Here is a 15,848-nt window from a genome sequence, read left to right as displayed (position 1 = left end):
CATGCCTGGAACCGACGTCCACCTGGCCCACGGACCCTACTCCGCCGTCGTTACCCGCCGGGGCGGGGCATTGCGCGAACTGCGCCACGGGAACCGGGACCTCGTGGTGGGCTTTGGGCCCGAAGGTGATGTTCCCGACTACCGGGGCGTCATCTGCACGCCCTGGCCCAACCGCCTGGCGGACGGCACCTACACCTACGCCGGCAAGCCCTACGCCGCCGCCGTTAACGAACCCGAACGTGGCGCCGCGCTGCACGGCCTGGCCATCCACCAGCCGTGGGAAGTGCTGGAGGCGTCCGCGGAGCGGGCAGTCCTGGGCTGCCGCATTCCGTCCGGGCCGGGTTATCCGGGCGAGCTGGAGCTCACCGTTACCTACTCGCTTTCCGACGACGGGCTCCGGGGTACCGTCCGGGCGGTCAACAACGGCTCCGTTGCCGCGCCGTACGGGGTGTGCCCGCATCCCTACCTCGTGGCCGGTCCGTCCCCGCTGGATGACTGGTCCCTGGAGCTTCCGGCCGATGCCTATCTCGAGGTCACCCCGGACCGGCTGCTCCCCGTGGGCATGCGCCAGGTGGCCGGGGGAGACTTTGACTTCCGCTCGCCCCGCCGGCTGGGAGAGGTGAAGATCGACCACGCATTTACGGATATCCCGCGGGAAGGTGCCGGCCTCGCGCGGGTTCGGGTGCTGGACCCAACGGGAACGGGAGTGGAGCTGGAGTGGGGAGCGGAGTGGCCCTGGGTCCAGGTGCACACCGGGGACAAGCCCGTGGGCCCGGACCGTCTCGGCCTGGCCGTCGAGCCTATGACGTGCCCCCCGGATGCCCTGCATTCCGGCACTGACCTTGTGCACCTGCAGCCGGGCGCGTCCCATTCGGCGGGCTGGACCATCCGGGCGCTGACCCAGCAGCCCGGATAGCCCGGCCGCGGTCCTGTTCAGTTACCCGCTGCTGATTCAGCAGGGGAGGTGGCCCACCCGGCACGTTCCAGCCACGCTGCGCACAGTGACGTCCACTGGCCGGGCCCCGGTTTGCCGGCCGCAAGTCCCAACCCGTGCCTTCCCTCCGGGAAGACGTGGAGTTCGGCTGGAACTCCTGCGGCAATCAGTGCCTTGGCGTAGTTGAGGCTGTTGCTGACGGGGACTGCTTCGTCGTCCGCCGTGTGCCACAAGAACGCGGGCGGTGTGCGGGGCGTGACGTTCAACTCAGCCGAGAGTGCGGTGAGGAGGGCCGACGGCGGCGCGTCGCCAAGGAGGTTGGCCACCGATCCCTGATGGGTTTCGTGGGTCAGCGACGCCACGGGGTAGCACAGTACCGAAAGGTCCGGCACGGCCGCGGGAATGTCGAGGTCCTGGTTCCCCGTGGCCGCTGCCGTGCTCAGGGTGACGGCGAGGTGCCCACCGGCGGAGAACCCCAGGACACCAACGCGGTCCATGTCCACGGCGAGCCCGTGCTGCCCGTTCCGGATGTGGAGCATTGCTTCCTTGGCGTCCTCCAAGGGGCCCGGGTGCCGGTCAGGGGCCACCCGGTAGCGGAGCACAAAGGCATGGATTCCCAGCGAGGCAAGCCATTCTGCCACCGGCTCCGCTTCATGGTCGGCCTGGCGGGCGTAGCCCCCGCCCGGCAGGACCAGGATGGCAGGACGTGCGCCTCCGGCTTCCGGACGGGCGCGGACCGCTGTCAGCCCACGCGGTGCCATCACGCTGCCGCTTCCGTGCTGCGCCGCAGGGTGACTTCGCCGGTGATGTCATCCGGAGCGGCGCCTTCCGCCTCGCCGCCGTCGTCGCCGGCCGGCTTTCCGCCGGTGGACCGGGTGGCTATGCGCCCGATGTCCTCCAGGGGCAGTCGGACCGTGGACAGCGCAGGCCGGAAATCGCGGAGGGTTTCAATGTCATCAAAGCCGGCAATGGCCGCATCCCTGGGGATCCGGAGGCCCTCGGATCGCAGTGCCGCCGCGGTACCAATAGCCATCACATCGTTGACGGCAAAAATACACAGCCTGGGTGGTGCCGCGTCCCCGGCACCGGCTGCCCGGATCCTGGCGGCCAGCTGGAGCCCGGCTTCATATCCACCGGACCGGTTGAATGCTGTGCGGATCACATCCGCCGGCCGGCGCCCGGCGCGCTCCAGCCCTTCTTGGAAGCCACGGACCCGGTCATCGGACGTCAGGAGCCCCTCAGGGCCGCCGACAATGACGAAGTCACCGTCCCAGCCCTCCGCAAGCCCCGTGGCGAGCTGCCCGGCAAGTTCCTGGTTGGGGACTTTCACCACGTGGTACCCCTCCGGTGCGGTGGCACCCACCACCGGATGCCCCACCACGGCAACCCGGCCGCCGTTGCGGCAGTACCGGTCAAGTTCGGCGGCCAGCTCGGCGTTGCCGTCCCGGTCCTCATCACGGCAGGAGCGGGAGCCGGCGATCACGATGGAGTCCGCGCGGCGCGCCGCAAAGGCGGCCACCGCTTCCTTCTCTTCGGCCGGGCCGCCGCCGGTGGTGGCCAGCAGTACCATTTTGTGTTGTTCACGGGCGGCATCCTGAACCCCCCTGGCGATCGCCGCGAAATACGGGTCCGCGATGTCATGCACGATCAGGCCGATCAGGCCGGAGCTGGACTTTGCCAGGCCCTGTGCCTGGGCGTTGGGGATGTAGCCCAGCGAATCCGCTGCCTGCCGCACGCGGTCGGCGATGTCCTTGCCCGGTTTACGGGCCGAGCCGTTCAGCACGCGGGAAGCGGTGGCGGGCGAGACGCCGGCCAGGCGGGCCACCTCGGTAAGGGTACTTGCAGCCACTGCATCTCCTGGTCGTCGTACGGGCTCAAAGGCTAAGCACATTATGGCAGTTCGAACCAGTTCCGGAAAGCGCTTGCCAACTGAAAGCCCGCCGTGCATCATTGAAGCAGTGGGAACGCGCTTTCCCAATCAGCTTGAGTACATTGCTCACTCACCGTGGAGGACACATGGGCTTCGAAACCAAAACAATCCGCATCGCCATGAATGGCATTACCGGCCGGATGGGCTACCGCCAGCACCTGCTGCGCTCCATCCTGCCCATCCGCGATGCCGGCGGCTTCACCCTCGAGGACGGCACCCGGGTCCAGGTTGAACCCATCCTGGTGGGCCGCAATGAGGCCAAGATCCGCGAGCTGGCGGAAAAGCACAAGGTCTCTGAATGGACCACCGACCTGGACGCCGTGATCAACGACCCCACTGTCGACGTCGTTTTCGACGCCTCCATGACCAGCCTCCGCGCCGCCACCCTGAAGAAGGCAATGCAGGCCGGCAAGCACATCTTCACCGAGAAGCCCACGGCCGAAACGCTTGAGGAAGCCATTGAGCTGGCCCGGATCGGCAAGGAGGCCGGCGTCACCGCCGGCGTTGTCCACGACAAGCTCTACCTGCCGGGCCTGGTCAAGCTCCGCCGCCTGGTGGACGAAGGCTTCTTCGGCCGCATCCTCTCCATCCGCGGCGAATTCGGCTACTGGGTCTTCGAAGGCGACATCCAGGCAGCCCAGCGTCCGTCCTGGAACTACCGCAAGGAAGACGGCGGCGGAATGACCACGGACATGTTCTGCCACTGGAACTACGTGCTCGAAGGCATCATCGGCAAGGTCAAGAGCGTCAACGCCAAGACTGCAACGCACATCCCCGCCCGCTGGGATGAAGCAGGCAAGGAATACAAGGCCACCGCAGACGACGCCTCCTACGGCATCTTCGAACTCGAGACTCCGGGTGGAGGCGACGTCGTTGGCCAGATCAACTCGTCCTGGGCCGTCCGCGTCTACCGCGACGAACTCGTGGAATTCCAGGTGGACGGCACCCACGGTTCCGCCGTCGCCGGACTGAACAAGTGCGTCGCCCAGCAGCGCGCCCACACCCCCAAGCCCGTCTGGAACCCGGACCTGCCCGTCACGGAGTCCTTCCGCGACCAGTGGCAGGAAGTTCCGGCCAATGCTGAGCTGGACAACGGCTTCAAGCTGCAGTGGGAAGAATTCCTCCGTGACGTCGTGGCCGGCCGCGAGCACCGCTTCGGCCTGCTCTCCGCCGCCCGCGGCGTCCAGCTCGCCGAGCTTGGCCTGCAGTCCAGCGACGAACGCCGCACCATCGACATCCCGGAGATCACCCTCTAATGACCTCACTCATCCTTCCCTCCCACGACGGCGGCACCCGGGAATACCGCCTGCAGGGCGGCACCTCCTGGGCCCGGCCCGCGGCGCCCCTGACTGCACGGCGCGCCTATGCGGCGGCCCACGTCATTCCCGAGGTCCTGGCCGACAACACGCCCGGTGCCCCTGCCCGGCTGGACTGGGACGCCACGATGGCGTACCGCCACGAGCTGTGGTCCTATGGGCTGGGCGTCGCGGATGCCATGGACACCGCCCAACGCGGCATGGGCCTGGACTGGGCGGCGACCCAGCAACTCATCAAGCGCACGGGAGTGGAAGCCGCCTCGGTGGTTTCCGCCAACAACCCGGCCACCGCCGGCAAGTCCGTCCGCGACCTCGTATCCTGCGGCGCCGGCACCGACCAGCTGGACATCGACTCCCTGCCCGCCGGCGAAGCAGGACTGAAGGCCGTCCTCGAGGCATACCGCGAGCAGATCTCCGTCATCACCGAAGCCGGACCGAAGGTCATCATCATGGCCTCGCGCGCCCTGGCCAAGGTTGCCCGCGGCCCCGAAGACTACCTGAAGGTCTACTCCACCCTGCTGCACGAAGTGGACCAGCCGGTGATCCTGCACTGGCTGGGCACCATGTTCGATCCCGCCCTCGCGGGCTACTGGGGCTCGGACGACGTCGCAACGGCCACCAAAACATTCCTGGGCCTTATCAGGGACAACGCGGCCAAGGTGGACGGCGTCAAAGTCTCGCTGCTGGACGCAAGCCACGAGGTTGCCCTCCGCGCCGCCCTTCCCGAAGGCGTCCGCCTCTACACGGGCGACGACTTCAACTACCCGGAACTGATCGACGGCGACGGCAACCACCACTCCGACGCCCTGCTGGGCATCTTCGCGGCGATCTACCCCGCCGCTTCTGTGGCGCTGCAGAACTATGACGCCGGCAACACCGTCAAGGCCCGCGAAATCCTTGATTCCACCCGGGAACTGGGCAAGCACATCTTCAGCGCCCCCACGTTCTACTACAAGACCGGGATCGCTTTTATGTCCTGGCTCAACGGCAAGCAGCCCGGCTTCCAGATGGTGGGCGGCCTGCACTCCGGCCGCTCGGTCTGCCACCTGGCCAAGACCTTCGAACTGGCGGACCAGGCCGGCCTCCTGCGGGACCCGGCACTGGCTGCCTTCCGGATGTCCGATTACCTGCGGATCAATGGGGTGGGCGTATGAACGACTTCTCGCGCCTCTCCATCAACAGCGCCACCACCAAGAAGTGGACCCTGGCCCAGGTCGTTGAGGGCTGCGTCAACGCCGGCATTCCCTCGATCGGTCCCTGGCGGGACCGGGTGGAGGAAGCCGGCCTGGACAAGGCCGCGCGCCTGATCAAGGACGCCGGACTCCGGGTGTCCTCCTTGTGCCGCGGCGGGTTCCTCACCGCACCCGACGCCGAGGGGCAGGCGGCTGCCCTGGCCGACAACCGGGCCGCCATCCTCGAAGCCGTTGCGCTGGACACCAAGGAACTGTTCCTGGTGGTGGGCGGCCTGGCGCCGGGGGAGAAGGACGTGGTGGCAGCACGCCAGCGCGTGGCAGACCGCCTCGCGGACCTCGTTCCCTTCGCCGAGGAACACGGCGTCCGCCTGGTCCTGGAGCCGCTGCACCCGATGTACGCCGCGGACCGTGCCCTGATCTCCACGCTGGGGCAGGCCCTGGACCTTGCAGCACCGTTCGACTCATCCACCGTGGGCATCGCCGTCGATACCTTCCATGTCTGGTGGGATCCCGAACTGAAGGCGCAGATCGGGCGCGCGGGCCGGGAAAACCGCATCGCCTCCTACCAGGTGTGCGACTTCAACATGCCCATCGCCGCCGATCCGCTGCTGTCCCGCGGCTACATGGGCGACGGCGTGGTGGACTTTGCCACTATCGGCACCTGGGTGCGTGAAGCCGGGTACACCGGGGATATCGAAGTAGAAATCTTCAATCAGGACATCTGGGACACGGACGGCAACACCGTCCTGGCCACAGTGAAGGAGCGCTACGCGGAGCTTGTTCTCCCGTTCGCCTGACCTGAGATAGACCGCGGGCTCCTGCTACGTCACGGCAGGAGCCTGCGCCCCACATGGAAGGACCCGGACCGGCGGTGAATGTTCCACCGCCGGTCCGGGTCCTTTTCCGTCTCTGTTACCTATTGCTGTCCTGGGTATACAGCGAGGCGAACCGCCGGTACCTGGCCAGCACGCCGCCGTCGTCCTTCCCCTGCGGAAGGTCGACGGCGTCAGCCGCCCATGCGGGGAAACGTCCGGTGAGTGCCGCCGCTGCCTGTCGTGCAGCGCCGTCGGCGACATATTCACCGGGCTGTGGCACCGCGATGGCCGTTCCCAGCAGGGCAGCTGCTGCTTCCTGTACGGCTGCGGACTGTGCACCCCCACCCACCAGAAGGATCCGGCGGGCAGACACGCCCTGCGCCTGGAGTGCGGCCAGGCCGTCGGCGAGGGAACAGACCACGCCTTCGACGGCGGCGCGCGCCAGGTTGGCGGGGGTGTAGTTGGCCCGGGTGATGCCATGCAGGGAACCCGTGGCGTCCGGCAGGTTTGGTGTCCTCTCCCCGTCGAAGTAAGGGATCAGGGTGAGCCCTCCGGCGCCGGGGCCAGCAGCCAGGGCCAGCCGGTTGAACTCCGGCAGGTCCACGCCCAGCAGCCCAGCAGTGGCATCGAAAACGCGCGTGGCGTTCAAGGTGCAGACCAGCGGCAGGTAATGCCCGGCAGCATCGGCAAACCCCGCCACCAGTCCCGACGGATCTGCCGCCGGGGTCTCCGAGACGGCAAAAACGGTGCCGGACGTGCCCAGGGACATCACGACGTCGCCCAAACCCGCCCCGGCCCCGAGCGCGGCGGCTGCGTTGTCCCCGGCACCCGCGGCCAGAAGGCTGCCTGCCGGGGTCCGTCCGGCCGCCTCCAGCGGGCCAAGAACCTTGGGAACGACCGGAACATGGCCGAGCGCCGCGGACAGGACGTCCGGAAGGTACCTGCCCTCCGCCGTCGAGTAGTACCCCGTCCCTGATGCGTCGGAGCGGTCCGTGGCCAAAGCCGCCAGTCCCTGCGCGCCGCTGCCGGGGCCGAAACCCGCGAGCCGCCAGGTCAGCCAGTCATGCGGAAGGCAGACAGCGGCCACCTTCGCCGCATTCTCCGGTTCGTTTTCCGCCAACCAGCGCAGCTTGGTCACCGTCAGGGAGGCAACCGGAACTGTGCCGGTGGCGCGCGCCCAATACTGCGCACCGGCGGCGGGATCGCCGCCGCCGGCACTTTTGATGAGCTCCACGGCCGCCCCGGCGCTGCGGGTGTCGTTCCACAGCAGCGCCGGGCGGATGACGGCACCGTCGCTGTCCAGGCAGACCATTCCATGCTGCTGGCCGCCCACCGAGACGGCACTGACGTCATCCAGCCCGCCGGCGTCGGCTACCGCCTTTTGGAGGGCGGTCCACCAATGGTCCGGATGAACTTCGCTGCCGGCAGGGTGCGTGGCGCGGCCCTGGCGGACCAGTGCTCCAGTGTCCGCATCGCGGACCACCACCTTGCAGGACTGGGTGGAGCTGTCGATGCCTGCGACGAGCACCATGGCCTAGCGGGCGCCCAGAAGGTGTTCGATGGCGAGCTGGTTGAGGCGGACGAAGGCAAAGGAGCGTTCGGCTGCCTTGTCGGCGTCGAAGTCTTCGAATGCTGCGGCGTCGGCCAGCAGGTCGGTGGTGGTTTCGCCCGCGCCGAGGGTGGACTCGCCGAGTTCGAAGACGCCGGAGGCCTTGAGGGCTTCCTGCACCTGCGGGTCGGCGCGGAAGGCCAGTGCCCGTTCCTTCAGCAGCAGGTACATGGCCATGTTGGCCTTGGCCGATTCCCACACGCCGTCGTAGCCGTCCGTGCGGGAAGGCTTGTAGTCGAAGTGGCGCGGGCCGTCGTACGTGGGGCCACCGCCGGGGAAGCCGTTCTCGAGGAGGTCCACGGTGAAGAATGCGCTGGTCAGGTCGCCGTGTCCGAAGACGAGGTCCTGGTCGTATTTGATGCCGCGCTGGCCGTTGAGGTCGATGTGGAAGAGCTTGCCGGCCCACAGGGCCTGGGCGATGCCGTGGGTGAAGTTCAGCCCGGCCATCTGCTCGTGTCCGGTTTCGGGGTTCAGGCCCACGATGTCGCCGTGTTCCAGCTGGGCAATGAAGGCCAGGCCGTGGCCCACGGTGGGCAGGAAGATGTCGCCGCGGGGTTCGTTCGGCTTGGGCTCGAGGGCAATCCGCAGGTTGTAGCCCTTGTCCTTGATGTAGCCGGCGGCAGTGTCCACGCCTTCCTTCATGCGGTCAAGGGCGGCGGCGAGGTCCTTTGAGCCGTCGTATTCGCTGCCTTCCCGGCCGCCCCACATGACAAAAGTCTCGGCGCCAAGTTCGGCGGCCAGGTCAATGTTCCGCAGGACCTTGGACAGGGCGAAGCGGCGGATCGAGCGGTCGTTGGAGGTGAAGCCGCCGTCCTTGAAGACCGGGTGGCTGAAGAGGTTGGTGGTCACCATGGGGACTTTCAGCCCGGTTTCTGCCAGGGCTGCGCGGAAGTTCTTGAGGATCAGGTCCCGCTCCGAGGCGGAGGCGTCGAAGGGGACCAGATCGTTGTCGTGGAACGTGATGCCGTAGGCGCCGAGCTCACTGAGCTTGTGCACGGCCTCCACCGGGTCAAGCGGGGAGCGGGTGGCGACGCCGAACGGATCGGCGCCGGTCCAGCCGACGGTCCAGAGGCCAAAAGTGAACTTGTCGGCGGGGGTGGGCGAGAGAGTCATGATGCGTCCTTGCGATCGTGCGCTCCGCGGGGTTGCGAAGCTTTAGTTCATTGCCTGAACTATATGAGCGGACGTAGGGTGGGGTCAAGGGTCCAGGTTGGAGAACAGCCGGAAATATTGTGAGCACGTGTGACCGTGGAGGTTTGTGATGGTGATGCCGGCGCCTGCAGTGGCGGGGCCAGGAGGGGCGGCCCCCGGAAGCGTGGGGGATGTCCGGCGCAGCAACCTGGCACTGGTGCTGGGGGCGATCGCCGAGTTCCCGCCCGGCGCCCATCCCAGCCGCGCCCAGGTGGCCGGCGCCACCGGCCTTACCAAGGCATCGGTGTCCAGCCTGGTGCTGGACCTCCTGGACGCAGGCATCATCCGGGAGATTGGCCTCAACCCGCAGGGGCGTGGCCGGCCCGGTGTAGGGCTGGAACTTAGCCCCAGCCGGGCCGTCCTGGGTATGGAAATCAACGTCGACTACATCTCCGCAGCCGTGGTGGACCTCACCGGAACTGTGCTCGCGCGGGAGGAGCAGGAACGCGACAACCGCAACCGCCCGGACGGGCCGGTGCTGGCCGCGCTCGCAGCCCTGGCGGCCCGGGTCCGGAGTACGGTTGGGGAGCAGGGCATCGAGGTGCTTGGCGGCGGACTGGCTGTGCCCGGACTCGTCGACCCTGCCTTGGCGCGGGTGCTCACCGCCCCAAACCTGGGCTGGGTCAACGTGGACCTCGACCTTGACGCACTGCTGCCCGAAGCTCCCCTGGGTGTGGAGCTGTTCAACGAAGCCAATGCCGCAGCCCTTGCCGAACTGCGGCACCGGCCGGACGGGGCGTCAAACTTCCTCTTCGTCTCCGGCGAGGTGGGCGTCGGCGGCGGGATTGTCATCGGATCCGAGCTGTTCACCGGACCGCACGGCCACGCCGGGGAGGTGGGGCACATCGTGGTGGACCCTGACGGCGGGCACTGTTCATGCGGGGGGACCGGCTGCCTGGAGACTGTTGCCGGCCAGGATGCCATCTTCACCGCAGCCGGCCTCGCCCCGGACGGGGGTTCGCGTTCCACGCTGATGTCCCTGCTCCTGCAGGCACTGGAGGCCGGGGAGCCCCGGGCGGTTTCCGCCGTCGACGGCGCGGGCCGCTGCCTTGGCATAGCCCTCGCCTCAACGGCGCGGGTCGTCAACATCGACTCCGTGGTCCTTGGCGGCCACTTCGCTGTCCTTGAGCCCTGGCTGCGGGCCCCGTTGCTGGAAAGCCTGGCGAAGTATGCGCCCGGCAAGTATTCGTCCAGCCAGGTGACAGTGTCCTCGGTGGGCGAGTCGGGCGCCCTGCTGGGAGCCGCAGGCAGTGTCATCCGGTCCCTGGTGGAAGCGCCGCACCGGCTGCACGCGTAGCGCCAACGCAAACGCCCCGGCCCGAAGGCCGGGGCGCCGCCACCGTGGTGCCTCAGGAGGGAATCGAACCCCCGACCGGCGGATTAGGGGATGACGGTTTTCAGGTGCGTCCCTAACCGCACAATTTTGGGAACTTCCTGACTTCTGAGGCTCTGGAGCATGCGGTAATGCCCACTAATTTTCTGAGTTTCCTCGTGGTGAGCGGCGAGCGTTTAGAAAGTTGTTACGGGTCGCCTGTACCAGTCGATCGTCTTGGTCGGTATCCGATATTGGCGAACCCGAGGCCATCATTCAGCAGACGAAGTCGATAGACAGTAGGTTTACTTTCCGAATCAGCGGCACGGGATACATCGCTAAAAACCTAACCCGTCTTATCGTCGGTAGGATAAGGAACATTGCGCCTTCTGGGTGGCGCTATTTTCGGGGGGTCTCATGTCCTTGCAATCAACATTTCAGCCGCGCCACAATTCTTTGAACGCTCTACGACTACTACTCGCGTGGCTTGTTATTGTCTCGCACTCAACGGCGCTTGGTGGGTACGGCGACGAATTGAGGGTCGGGGGCGAAACCTTGGGTGGCTGGGCCGTGTTTGGGTTCTTCGGGATCTCGGGGTACCTCATCACCCGCAGCCGCATGGGTGCTAGGCGAGTCAGTGACTACTACCGGGCACGAGCGTTGAGGATCTTTCCCGGCTATATCGTCTGCCTTCTAGTAGTCGCCTTCGCAATAGCTCCCCTGTCTTATCTATTCGGCTCTACTGGCCGTTATGAACTGCTTGATGCGGTTACGTGGGCACTTCGCAATCTGCCCCTTTACCTGCCGTTCATTAACCAGCCTGGAATATCCGACACCCTTGCAGACGGTCTTGTGTTCCCGAACACCTGGAATGGCGCTCTATGGACCATCGGATACGAATTCTTCTGTTACTTCGCGATCGGGGTTCTCGTCAGCGTGGCGAAGAAAACGCATTTGGGGGCGATCCTCGTAGTGTGCTTTTGTGCCATGACCGCCGTCCGGCTGCTAGCCGGCTGGCATGTTATCGCCGTCCCGCAGATGCTGGCTGGGGCTCTCCCATTGGGCATTTCGTTCTCAGCAGGGGCACTCCTATTTATCTACGCACAACGGGTTCGGCTTAACAACTACACAGTGGCGATTGCGTTCGGGCTACTACTGGCCGTCATCTTGGCGGGAGCCGCGACGTCCCTCGCTCATCTGCCGTTCGCCTACCTCATGCTGTGGCTTGGTCAAAGACTCCCGTTGCAGACGGTCGGGTCCAGGTATGACATCTCATACGGCGTGTACATTTACGCGTGGCCTGTGCAGCAATGCCTTGCCCTGGCCTTTCCCGGCCAGGCATTGCCTTACTGGGCTTTCGTCGCTGTCACAACCGTCCTTGTGATCCCCTTCGCTTGGGCGAGTTGCAAATTTATCGAACAACCCGCGCTCCGGTTGAAGGCGCGCCAGGCTGCCGCGGAGGCGCTGCAGGGCGGACAGGATCGCCTAGCTACGCCACCGGTCCGGTGACATCACGGTCCGCCTTATTTCTTGTCGGCGGTTAGCCGCCAAGTGCAGCAGCTCATGGCAAACCCAACCCTTGGGACGTGGTGTTCCCGTCGTCTATCGGCACGCTGAGGGACACGGGGACTGCAAGAAGCAGTGGGCCCGACTGGGACGACATCCGCATCCAGTGACTCACAACGCACACGTTCCGGAAGTCCGTGGGTACGTTCTTGGCAATGGCCGGGAGGCACGGCCGCAGCATCCGCCCCGTTAGGCAACTCGAGCGCGCAAGTCACGGGCCGGTACTGTCTCCAGAAAACTCGCGAGGCGCCCGACATGGCGGCGCTGCCACAGGCATTTGGAGAAAACCGTGCCCGACATCAAGCCATACAGGCTCCGCAGGACGCGGCACCTCGGGCGCAGGCTCAATGAACTGCAGAATTGCGGAGTGCTTAGGTGGAAGTACAGCTACGGCAACAAAAAAGCAAAGCCCTTTCTACCACTGCCGTGGCTGGGCAGAATCCGCGAACTCTTCACCCAACGCCGGCCGCACGGCTTGTTCAATCCATTACGGACTGGCTTAAATTTCCTTGGCTGCCGTTCCTAATCGGGGCGGGGAAGACCAGTGGAAAGAAGCGGTCGGGAGGATCAAGGACATGCGGAAAGGCCTGGCCCCGAGGGCGGGGGAGAAGTGAATTCATTGGCCACGCGCTGGATTAGCTGAAACCGAAGCGGCTCTGTCCCGTGTGTCGGCAGGTCAGAGCCGCTTTCCGTGGTGCCCCAGGAGGGAATCGAACCCCCGACCGGCGGATTAGAAGGCCGCTGCTCTATCCCCTGAGCTACTGAGGCGTTGGCTTCCGGCCTTCAGGCCGGTGCCTCAAAAAGTTTACATTGCCCTGATGCCGGCCGTGTCATCGAACGGCCACTCCTCCTCCACATCCGCTGTCAGCAGAGACGTTGTCCACATAGCAAAACCCACACCTCCTGCCCGCTGTCGTCCGGCGCGATGCTGGTCATGCCTGCTACAGGCGCCACCATCCAGACAGGACGTAGACATGAGCGAATCGATCACCATCCGCGGCTTCGTGGCCACGGAGATAACCAGTTCCACCACGCCGGGGGGAGTGGCAACAGCTTCCTTCCGCATCGGCTCCACCACCCGCCGCTTTGACCGGGAATCCAGGACCTGGGGTGACGGGCACACCAACTGGTTCACCGTGCAGGGCTACCGCAACCTTGCGGGAACTCTCGGCTGCAGCATCAGGAAAGGCCAGCCGGTCATCGTGGTGGGCAAGCTGAAGCTCCGCACCTGGGAAAAAGACGGGCGGGTGTACCACTCCACCATCATCGACGCCGAAGCTGTGGGGCATGACCTCACCTTCGGATCGGCAAACTTCATCCGCACGGCTTCCAGGCCTGCGCTCTCCCTCGTGGAGCAGCCGCCGGCCCCGGATGATGCTCCCGGGATGGACCAGGTCGCGTACGAGCCCGAGGACCCGCAAGACGAAAACCCCGAAGACCACGGGCACGCCGCCGTCGTCGTCGAGGACAACGACGGCGGCCTCGCTTCCCTTGACCTGGAAACGGGGGAACTCGCCGAAGTCTAGGAACACGCATCAGGTATCAACGTTCCCATCCAGTCCCGGACGGACGAATGGCGGCACCCCCCCGGCCGTCATCCGTCCGCCCGCCGATGACTGACCTGCGTATTGCGGTTATCCGCGATTGACTCCGGGGACCACTGCCGACCACCCGTCACGCGGCCTGGCCGTCCGGGTTCCCATGGCACAATGACACCATGCGTCCCACCCCTCACAACCGGCAGAAGAACCGCGCAGGTGCAGCCCTGGCCTGCGCCGTCCTGGTTTGTCTTCTGTCGGCCTGTGGCGCCGATGCTTCCGGCAACGGACCGGTAATCGAGGGCAGCGGCGGCGAGGCATTGCCGCCGGCGACGCAAGGCACGGACGCCAGCGGGGGAGCGTTGGCCAACACATCCGGTGCTGCGTCCGCGGCCGCAGCTGCAGCCACGGAAACCGTGAAACGGACAGTTACGGATGCCCTCACCAAACTGGCCACCGGAACACCCAAACCGGCCACCGCCCAGGTCAGTGACGCCCTGACCGGAGCGGGCATTGCCCCTGCAGCGCTCCAGGTCTCGCAAAGCCGGACACCCACCGGACTGGAGGCGGACGCCATCGAAGCCGCCGTGCTTCAGGGCAGGGACTGCGTGATCGGGCAGGTACGTGAAGGTGCCGTGACCGTCACAGTCCTTCCGGTATTGGCCAGCGGCAAATGCTTCGTGGGCTCCTGACGCGGCTGTCCCGTCGGCTGCAAATGTGAGATCTGCCCGCCAACCCACTAGATTTGAGACCATGGCGGAATTTATCTACACAATGACCAAGGCCCGCAAGGCCGTTGGCGAAAAACTCATTCTTGATGACGTAAGCATGTCCTTCTTCCCGGGCGCCAAGATTGGTGTTGTGGGCCCGAACGGTGCCGGTAAGTCCACCATCCTCAAGATCATGGCCGGGCTGGACCAGCCCTCCAACGGCGAGGCCAGGCTCAGCCCCGGCTACAGCGTGGGCATCCTGCTCCAGGAGCCGCCCCTCAACGAGGAAAAGACTGTCCTGGGCAACGTCCAGGAGGGCGTGGGCGAGATTTACGGCAAGATCCAGCGCTTCAACGAAATTTCCGAGGAAATGGCCAGCCCAGACGCTGACTACGACACCCTCCTCGATGAAATGGGCAAGCTGCAGGAGGCCATCGACGCCGCCGACGCCTGGGACCTTGATTCCCAGCTGGAACAGGCCATGGACGCCCTCCGCTGCCCGCCGGCCGATGCCGACGTCACCAACCTTTCCGGCGGTGAGCGCCGACGTGTGGCGCTCTGCAAGCTCCTCCTGCAGAAGCCGGACCTGCTGCTCCTCGACGAGCCCACCAACCACCTGGACGCCGAAAGCGTGCTGTGGCTGGAGCAGCACCTTTCCAGCTACCCCGGTGCCGTCCTCGCCGTCACCCACGACCGGTACTTCCTGGACCACGTGGCGGAATGGATCGCCGAAGTGGACCGCGGCCACCTCTACCCGTACGAAGGCAACTACTCCACCTACCTGGAGAAGAAGCGCGCCCGCCTGGAGATCCAGGGCAAGAAGGATGCCAAGCAAGCCAAGCGCCTCGCCGAGGAACTCGAGTGGGTCCGGTCCAACGCCAAGGGCCGCCAGACCAAGTCCAAGGCCCGCCTGGCCCGGTACGAGGAAATGGCCGCCGAAGCGGACCGCACCCGCAAGCTTGATTTCGAGGAAATCCAGATCCCGCCGGGACCCCGGCTGGGCGGCCTGGTGCTGGAGGCGAAGAATCTCCAGAAGGGCTTTGAAGACCGGACACTGATCGACGGGCTGTCCTTCACCCTGCCCCGCAACGGCATCGTGGGCGTCATCGGCCCCAACGGCGTGGGCAAGACCACCCTCTTCAAGACGATCGTGGGCCTGGAACCGCTGGACGGCGGCGATCTGAAGATCGGCGACTCCGTCAAGATCTCCTACGCGGACCAGAGCCGCGGCGGCATCGACCCCAACAAGACCCTGTGGGAGGTTGTCTCCGACGGACTCGACTTCATCCAGGTGGGCAACGTCGAAATGCCGTCGCGTGCCTATGTGGCCGCTTTCGGCTTCAAGGGCCCGGACCAGCAGAAGAAGGCAGGTGTCCTTTCCGGTGGTGAGCGGAACCGCCTGAACCTGGCCCTGACACTGAAACAGGGCGGAAACCTGCTGCTCCTCGACGAGCCCACCAACGACCTCGACGTCGAAACCCTCAGCAGCCTGGAAAATGCGCTGCTCGAATTCCCCGGCTGCGCCGTGGTGGTCTCGCACGACCGCTGGTTCCTGGACCGGGTGGCCACGCACATCCTGGCCTATGAAGGTGACGAGGAGAACCCCTCCAAGTGGTACTGGTTCGAGGGTAACTTCGAATCCTACGAGGAGAACAAAGTGGAGCGCCTGGGTCCCGATGCTGCCAAGCCGCACCGCGTCACCCACCGGCGCCTCACCCGCGACTAGCCTGCGGG

General features: G+C 65.9%; 13 protein-coding genes and 1 tRNA gene. 9 read left to right on the top strand and 5 right to left on the bottom strand.

The window, feature by feature from the left end:
* Position 1 precedes the first annotated feature (1 nt).
* The gene (locus Q9R31_RS07980; protein ID WP_311262165.1) at positions 2 to 916 is read left to right on the top strand and encodes an aldose 1-epimerase family protein; all 915 of its coding nucleotides are present in this window, start codon (positions 2 to 4) and stop codon (positions 914 to 916) included.
* A gap of 17 nt (positions 917 to 933) precedes the next feature.
* Here Q9R31_RS07980 and Q9R31_RS07975 read toward each other — a convergent pair whose 3' ends face one another.
* Both Q9R31_RS07975 and Q9R31_RS07970 read right to left on the bottom strand, forming a co-directional pair.
* Positions 934 to 1,695 carry an alpha/beta hydrolase gene (locus Q9R31_RS07975; protein WP_311262208.1) on the bottom strand — a complete coding sequence of 254 codons (762 nt, stop codon included), beginning with the start codon at positions 1,693 to 1,695 and terminating at the stop codon, positions 934 to 936.
* Complete coding sequence (locus Q9R31_RS07970; RefSeq protein ID WP_311262164.1) at positions 1,695 to 2,783, bottom strand: LacI family DNA-binding transcriptional regulator; 1,089 nt, start codon at positions 2,781 to 2,783, stop codon at positions 1,695 to 1,697. Before Q9R31_RS07970 ends, Q9R31_RS07975 begins: the two co-directional genes overlap by 1 nt.
* Positions 2,784 to 2,950: 167 nt before the next feature.
* Between Q9R31_RS07970 and Q9R31_RS07965 the strand changes: the two genes are divergently transcribed.
* The 3 genes from Q9R31_RS07965 to Q9R31_RS07955 are packed head-to-tail and all read left to right on the top strand — an operon-like array spanning position 2,951 to position 6,170.
* Complete coding sequence (locus Q9R31_RS07965; protein ID WP_311262163.1) at positions 2,951 to 4,120, top strand: Gfo/Idh/MocA family oxidoreductase; 1,170 nt, start codon at positions 2,951 to 2,953, stop codon at positions 4,118 to 4,120.
* Positions 4,120 to 5,334, top strand: coding sequence for a dihydrodipicolinate synthase family protein (locus tag Q9R31_RS07960; protein ID WP_311262162.1), 1,215 nt, complete (start codon positions 4,120 to 4,122; stop codon positions 5,332 to 5,334). The genes Q9R31_RS07965 and Q9R31_RS07960 overlap by 1 nt, the downstream gene beginning before the upstream one ends.
* Positions 5,331 to 6,170 (top strand): sugar phosphate isomerase/epimerase family protein, encoded by an 840-nt coding sequence (locus Q9R31_RS07955; protein WP_311262161.1) that lies wholly within the window; start codon positions 5,331 to 5,333, stop codon positions 6,168 to 6,170. Before Q9R31_RS07960 ends, Q9R31_RS07955 begins: the two co-directional genes overlap by 4 nt.
* A gap of 115 nt (positions 6,171 to 6,285) precedes the next feature.
* Here Q9R31_RS07955 and xylB read toward each other — a convergent pair whose 3' ends face one another.
* Both xylB and xylA read right to left on the bottom strand, forming a co-directional pair.
* Positions 6,286 to 7,719, bottom strand: coding sequence for a xylulokinase (xylB, locus tag Q9R31_RS07950; RefSeq protein ID WP_311262160.1), 1,434 nt, complete (start codon positions 7,717 to 7,719; stop codon positions 6,286 to 6,288).
* Between the two features lie 3 nt (positions 7,720 to 7,722).
* A complete protein-coding gene (gene xylA, locus Q9R31_RS07945) occupies positions 7,723 to 8,910 on the bottom strand; it encodes a xylose isomerase (protein ID WP_311262159.1) in 1,188 nt (395 codons plus the stop codon).
* A gap of 148 nt (positions 8,911 to 9,058) precedes the next feature.
* Here xylA and Q9R31_RS07940 point away from each other — a divergent pair, with 148 nt between their 5' ends.
* Both Q9R31_RS07940 and Q9R31_RS07935 read left to right on the top strand, forming a co-directional pair.
* Positions 9,059 to 10,285, top strand: coding sequence for an ROK family protein (locus Q9R31_RS07940; RefSeq protein WP_311262158.1), 1,227 nt, complete (start codon positions 9,059 to 9,061; stop codon positions 10,283 to 10,285).
* Between the two features lie 432 nt (positions 10,286 to 10,717).
* The gene (locus Q9R31_RS07935) at positions 10,718 to 11,809 is read left to right on the top strand and encodes an acyltransferase (RefSeq protein WP_311262157.1); all 1,092 of its coding nucleotides are present in this window, start codon (positions 10,718 to 10,720) and stop codon (positions 11,807 to 11,809) included.
* A 749-nt stretch (positions 11,810 to 12,558) separates the two neighbouring features.
* On the opposite strand, the gene Q9R31_RS07930 is transcribed toward Q9R31_RS07935, so the two are convergent.
* Positions 12,559 to 12,634: transfer RNA gene (locus Q9R31_RS07930), tRNA-Arg, on the bottom strand.
* 206 nt (positions 12,635 to 12,840) lie between these two features.
* Here Q9R31_RS07930 and Q9R31_RS07925 point away from each other — a divergent pair.
* The 3 genes from Q9R31_RS07925 (at position 12,841) to ettA (ending at position 15,840) form a co-directional block, all read left to right on the top strand.
* Positions 12,841 to 13,392 (top strand): single-stranded DNA-binding protein, encoded by a 552-nt coding sequence (locus Q9R31_RS07925; protein WP_311262156.1) that lies wholly within the window; start codon positions 12,841 to 12,843, stop codon positions 13,390 to 13,392.
* Between the two features lie 191 nt (positions 13,393 to 13,583).
* Positions 13,584 to 14,096, top strand: coding sequence for a DUF6993 domain-containing protein (locus Q9R31_RS07920; RefSeq protein WP_311262155.1), 513 nt, complete (start codon positions 13,584 to 13,586; stop codon positions 14,094 to 14,096).
* 61 nt (positions 14,097 to 14,157) lie between these two features.
* The gene (gene ettA, locus Q9R31_RS07915; protein WP_142122397.1) at positions 14,158 to 15,840 is read left to right on the top strand and encodes an energy-dependent translational throttle protein EttA; all 1,683 of its coding nucleotides are present in this window, start codon (positions 14,158 to 14,160) and stop codon (positions 15,838 to 15,840) included.
* The last annotated feature ends 8 nt before the right edge of the window (positions 15,841 to 15,848 follow it).

Source organism: Pseudarthrobacter sp. BRE9, assembly GCF_031844305.1.
In the GTDB taxonomy this organism is placed as follows: domain Bacteria; phylum Actinomycetota; class Actinomycetes; order Actinomycetales; family Micrococcaceae; genus Arthrobacter.
This window is presented reverse-complemented; position numbering and strand designations above follow the sequence as displayed.

What these genes read in the sequence shown, in the direction of transcription:
- Q9R31_RS07935 (WP_311262157.1), top strand. Translation starts at nt 10,718, where the DNA reads ATGTCCTTGCAATCAACATTTCAGCCGCGCCACAATTCTTTGAACGCT.
- xylA (WP_311262159.1), bottom strand. Translation starts at nt 8,910, where the DNA reads ATGACTCTCTCGCCCACCCCCGCCGACAAGTTCACTTTTGGCCTCTGG.
- Q9R31_RS07965 (WP_311262163.1), top strand. Translation starts at nt 2,951, where the DNA reads ATGGGCTTCGAAACCAAAACAATCCGCATCGCCATGAATGGCATTACC.
- ettA (WP_142122397.1), top strand. Translation starts at nt 14,158, where the DNA reads ATGGCGGAATTTATCTACACAATGACCAAGGCCCGCAAGGCCGTTGGC.
- Q9R31_RS07955 (WP_311262161.1), top strand. Translation starts at nt 5,331, where the DNA reads ATGAACGACTTCTCGCGCCTCTCCATCAACAGCGCCACCACCAAGAAG.
- Q9R31_RS07975 (WP_311262208.1), bottom strand. Translation starts at nt 1,695, where the DNA reads ATGGCACCGCGTGGGCTGACAGCGGTCCGCGCCCGTCCGGAAGCCGGA.
- Q9R31_RS07980 (WP_311262165.1), top strand. Translation starts at nt 2, where the DNA reads ATGCCTGGAACCGACGTCCACCTGGCCCACGGACCCTACTCCGCCGTC.
- Q9R31_RS07925 (WP_311262156.1), top strand. Translation starts at nt 12,841, where the DNA reads ATGAGCGAATCGATCACCATCCGCGGCTTCGTGGCCACGGAGATAACC.
- Q9R31_RS07920 (WP_311262155.1), top strand. Translation starts at nt 13,584, where the DNA reads ATGCGTCCCACCCCTCACAACCGGCAGAAGAACCGCGCAGGTGCAGCC.
- xylB (WP_311262160.1), bottom strand. Translation starts at nt 7,719, where the DNA reads ATGGTGCTCGTCGCAGGCATCGACAGCTCCACCCAGTCCTGCAAGGTG.
- Q9R31_RS07960 (WP_311262162.1), top strand. Translation starts at nt 4,120, where the DNA reads ATGACCTCACTCATCCTTCCCTCCCACGACGGCGGCACCCGGGAATAC.
- Q9R31_RS07940 (WP_311262158.1), top strand. Translation starts at nt 9,059, where the DNA reads ATGGTGATGCCGGCGCCTGCAGTGGCGGGGCCAGGAGGGGCGGCCCCC.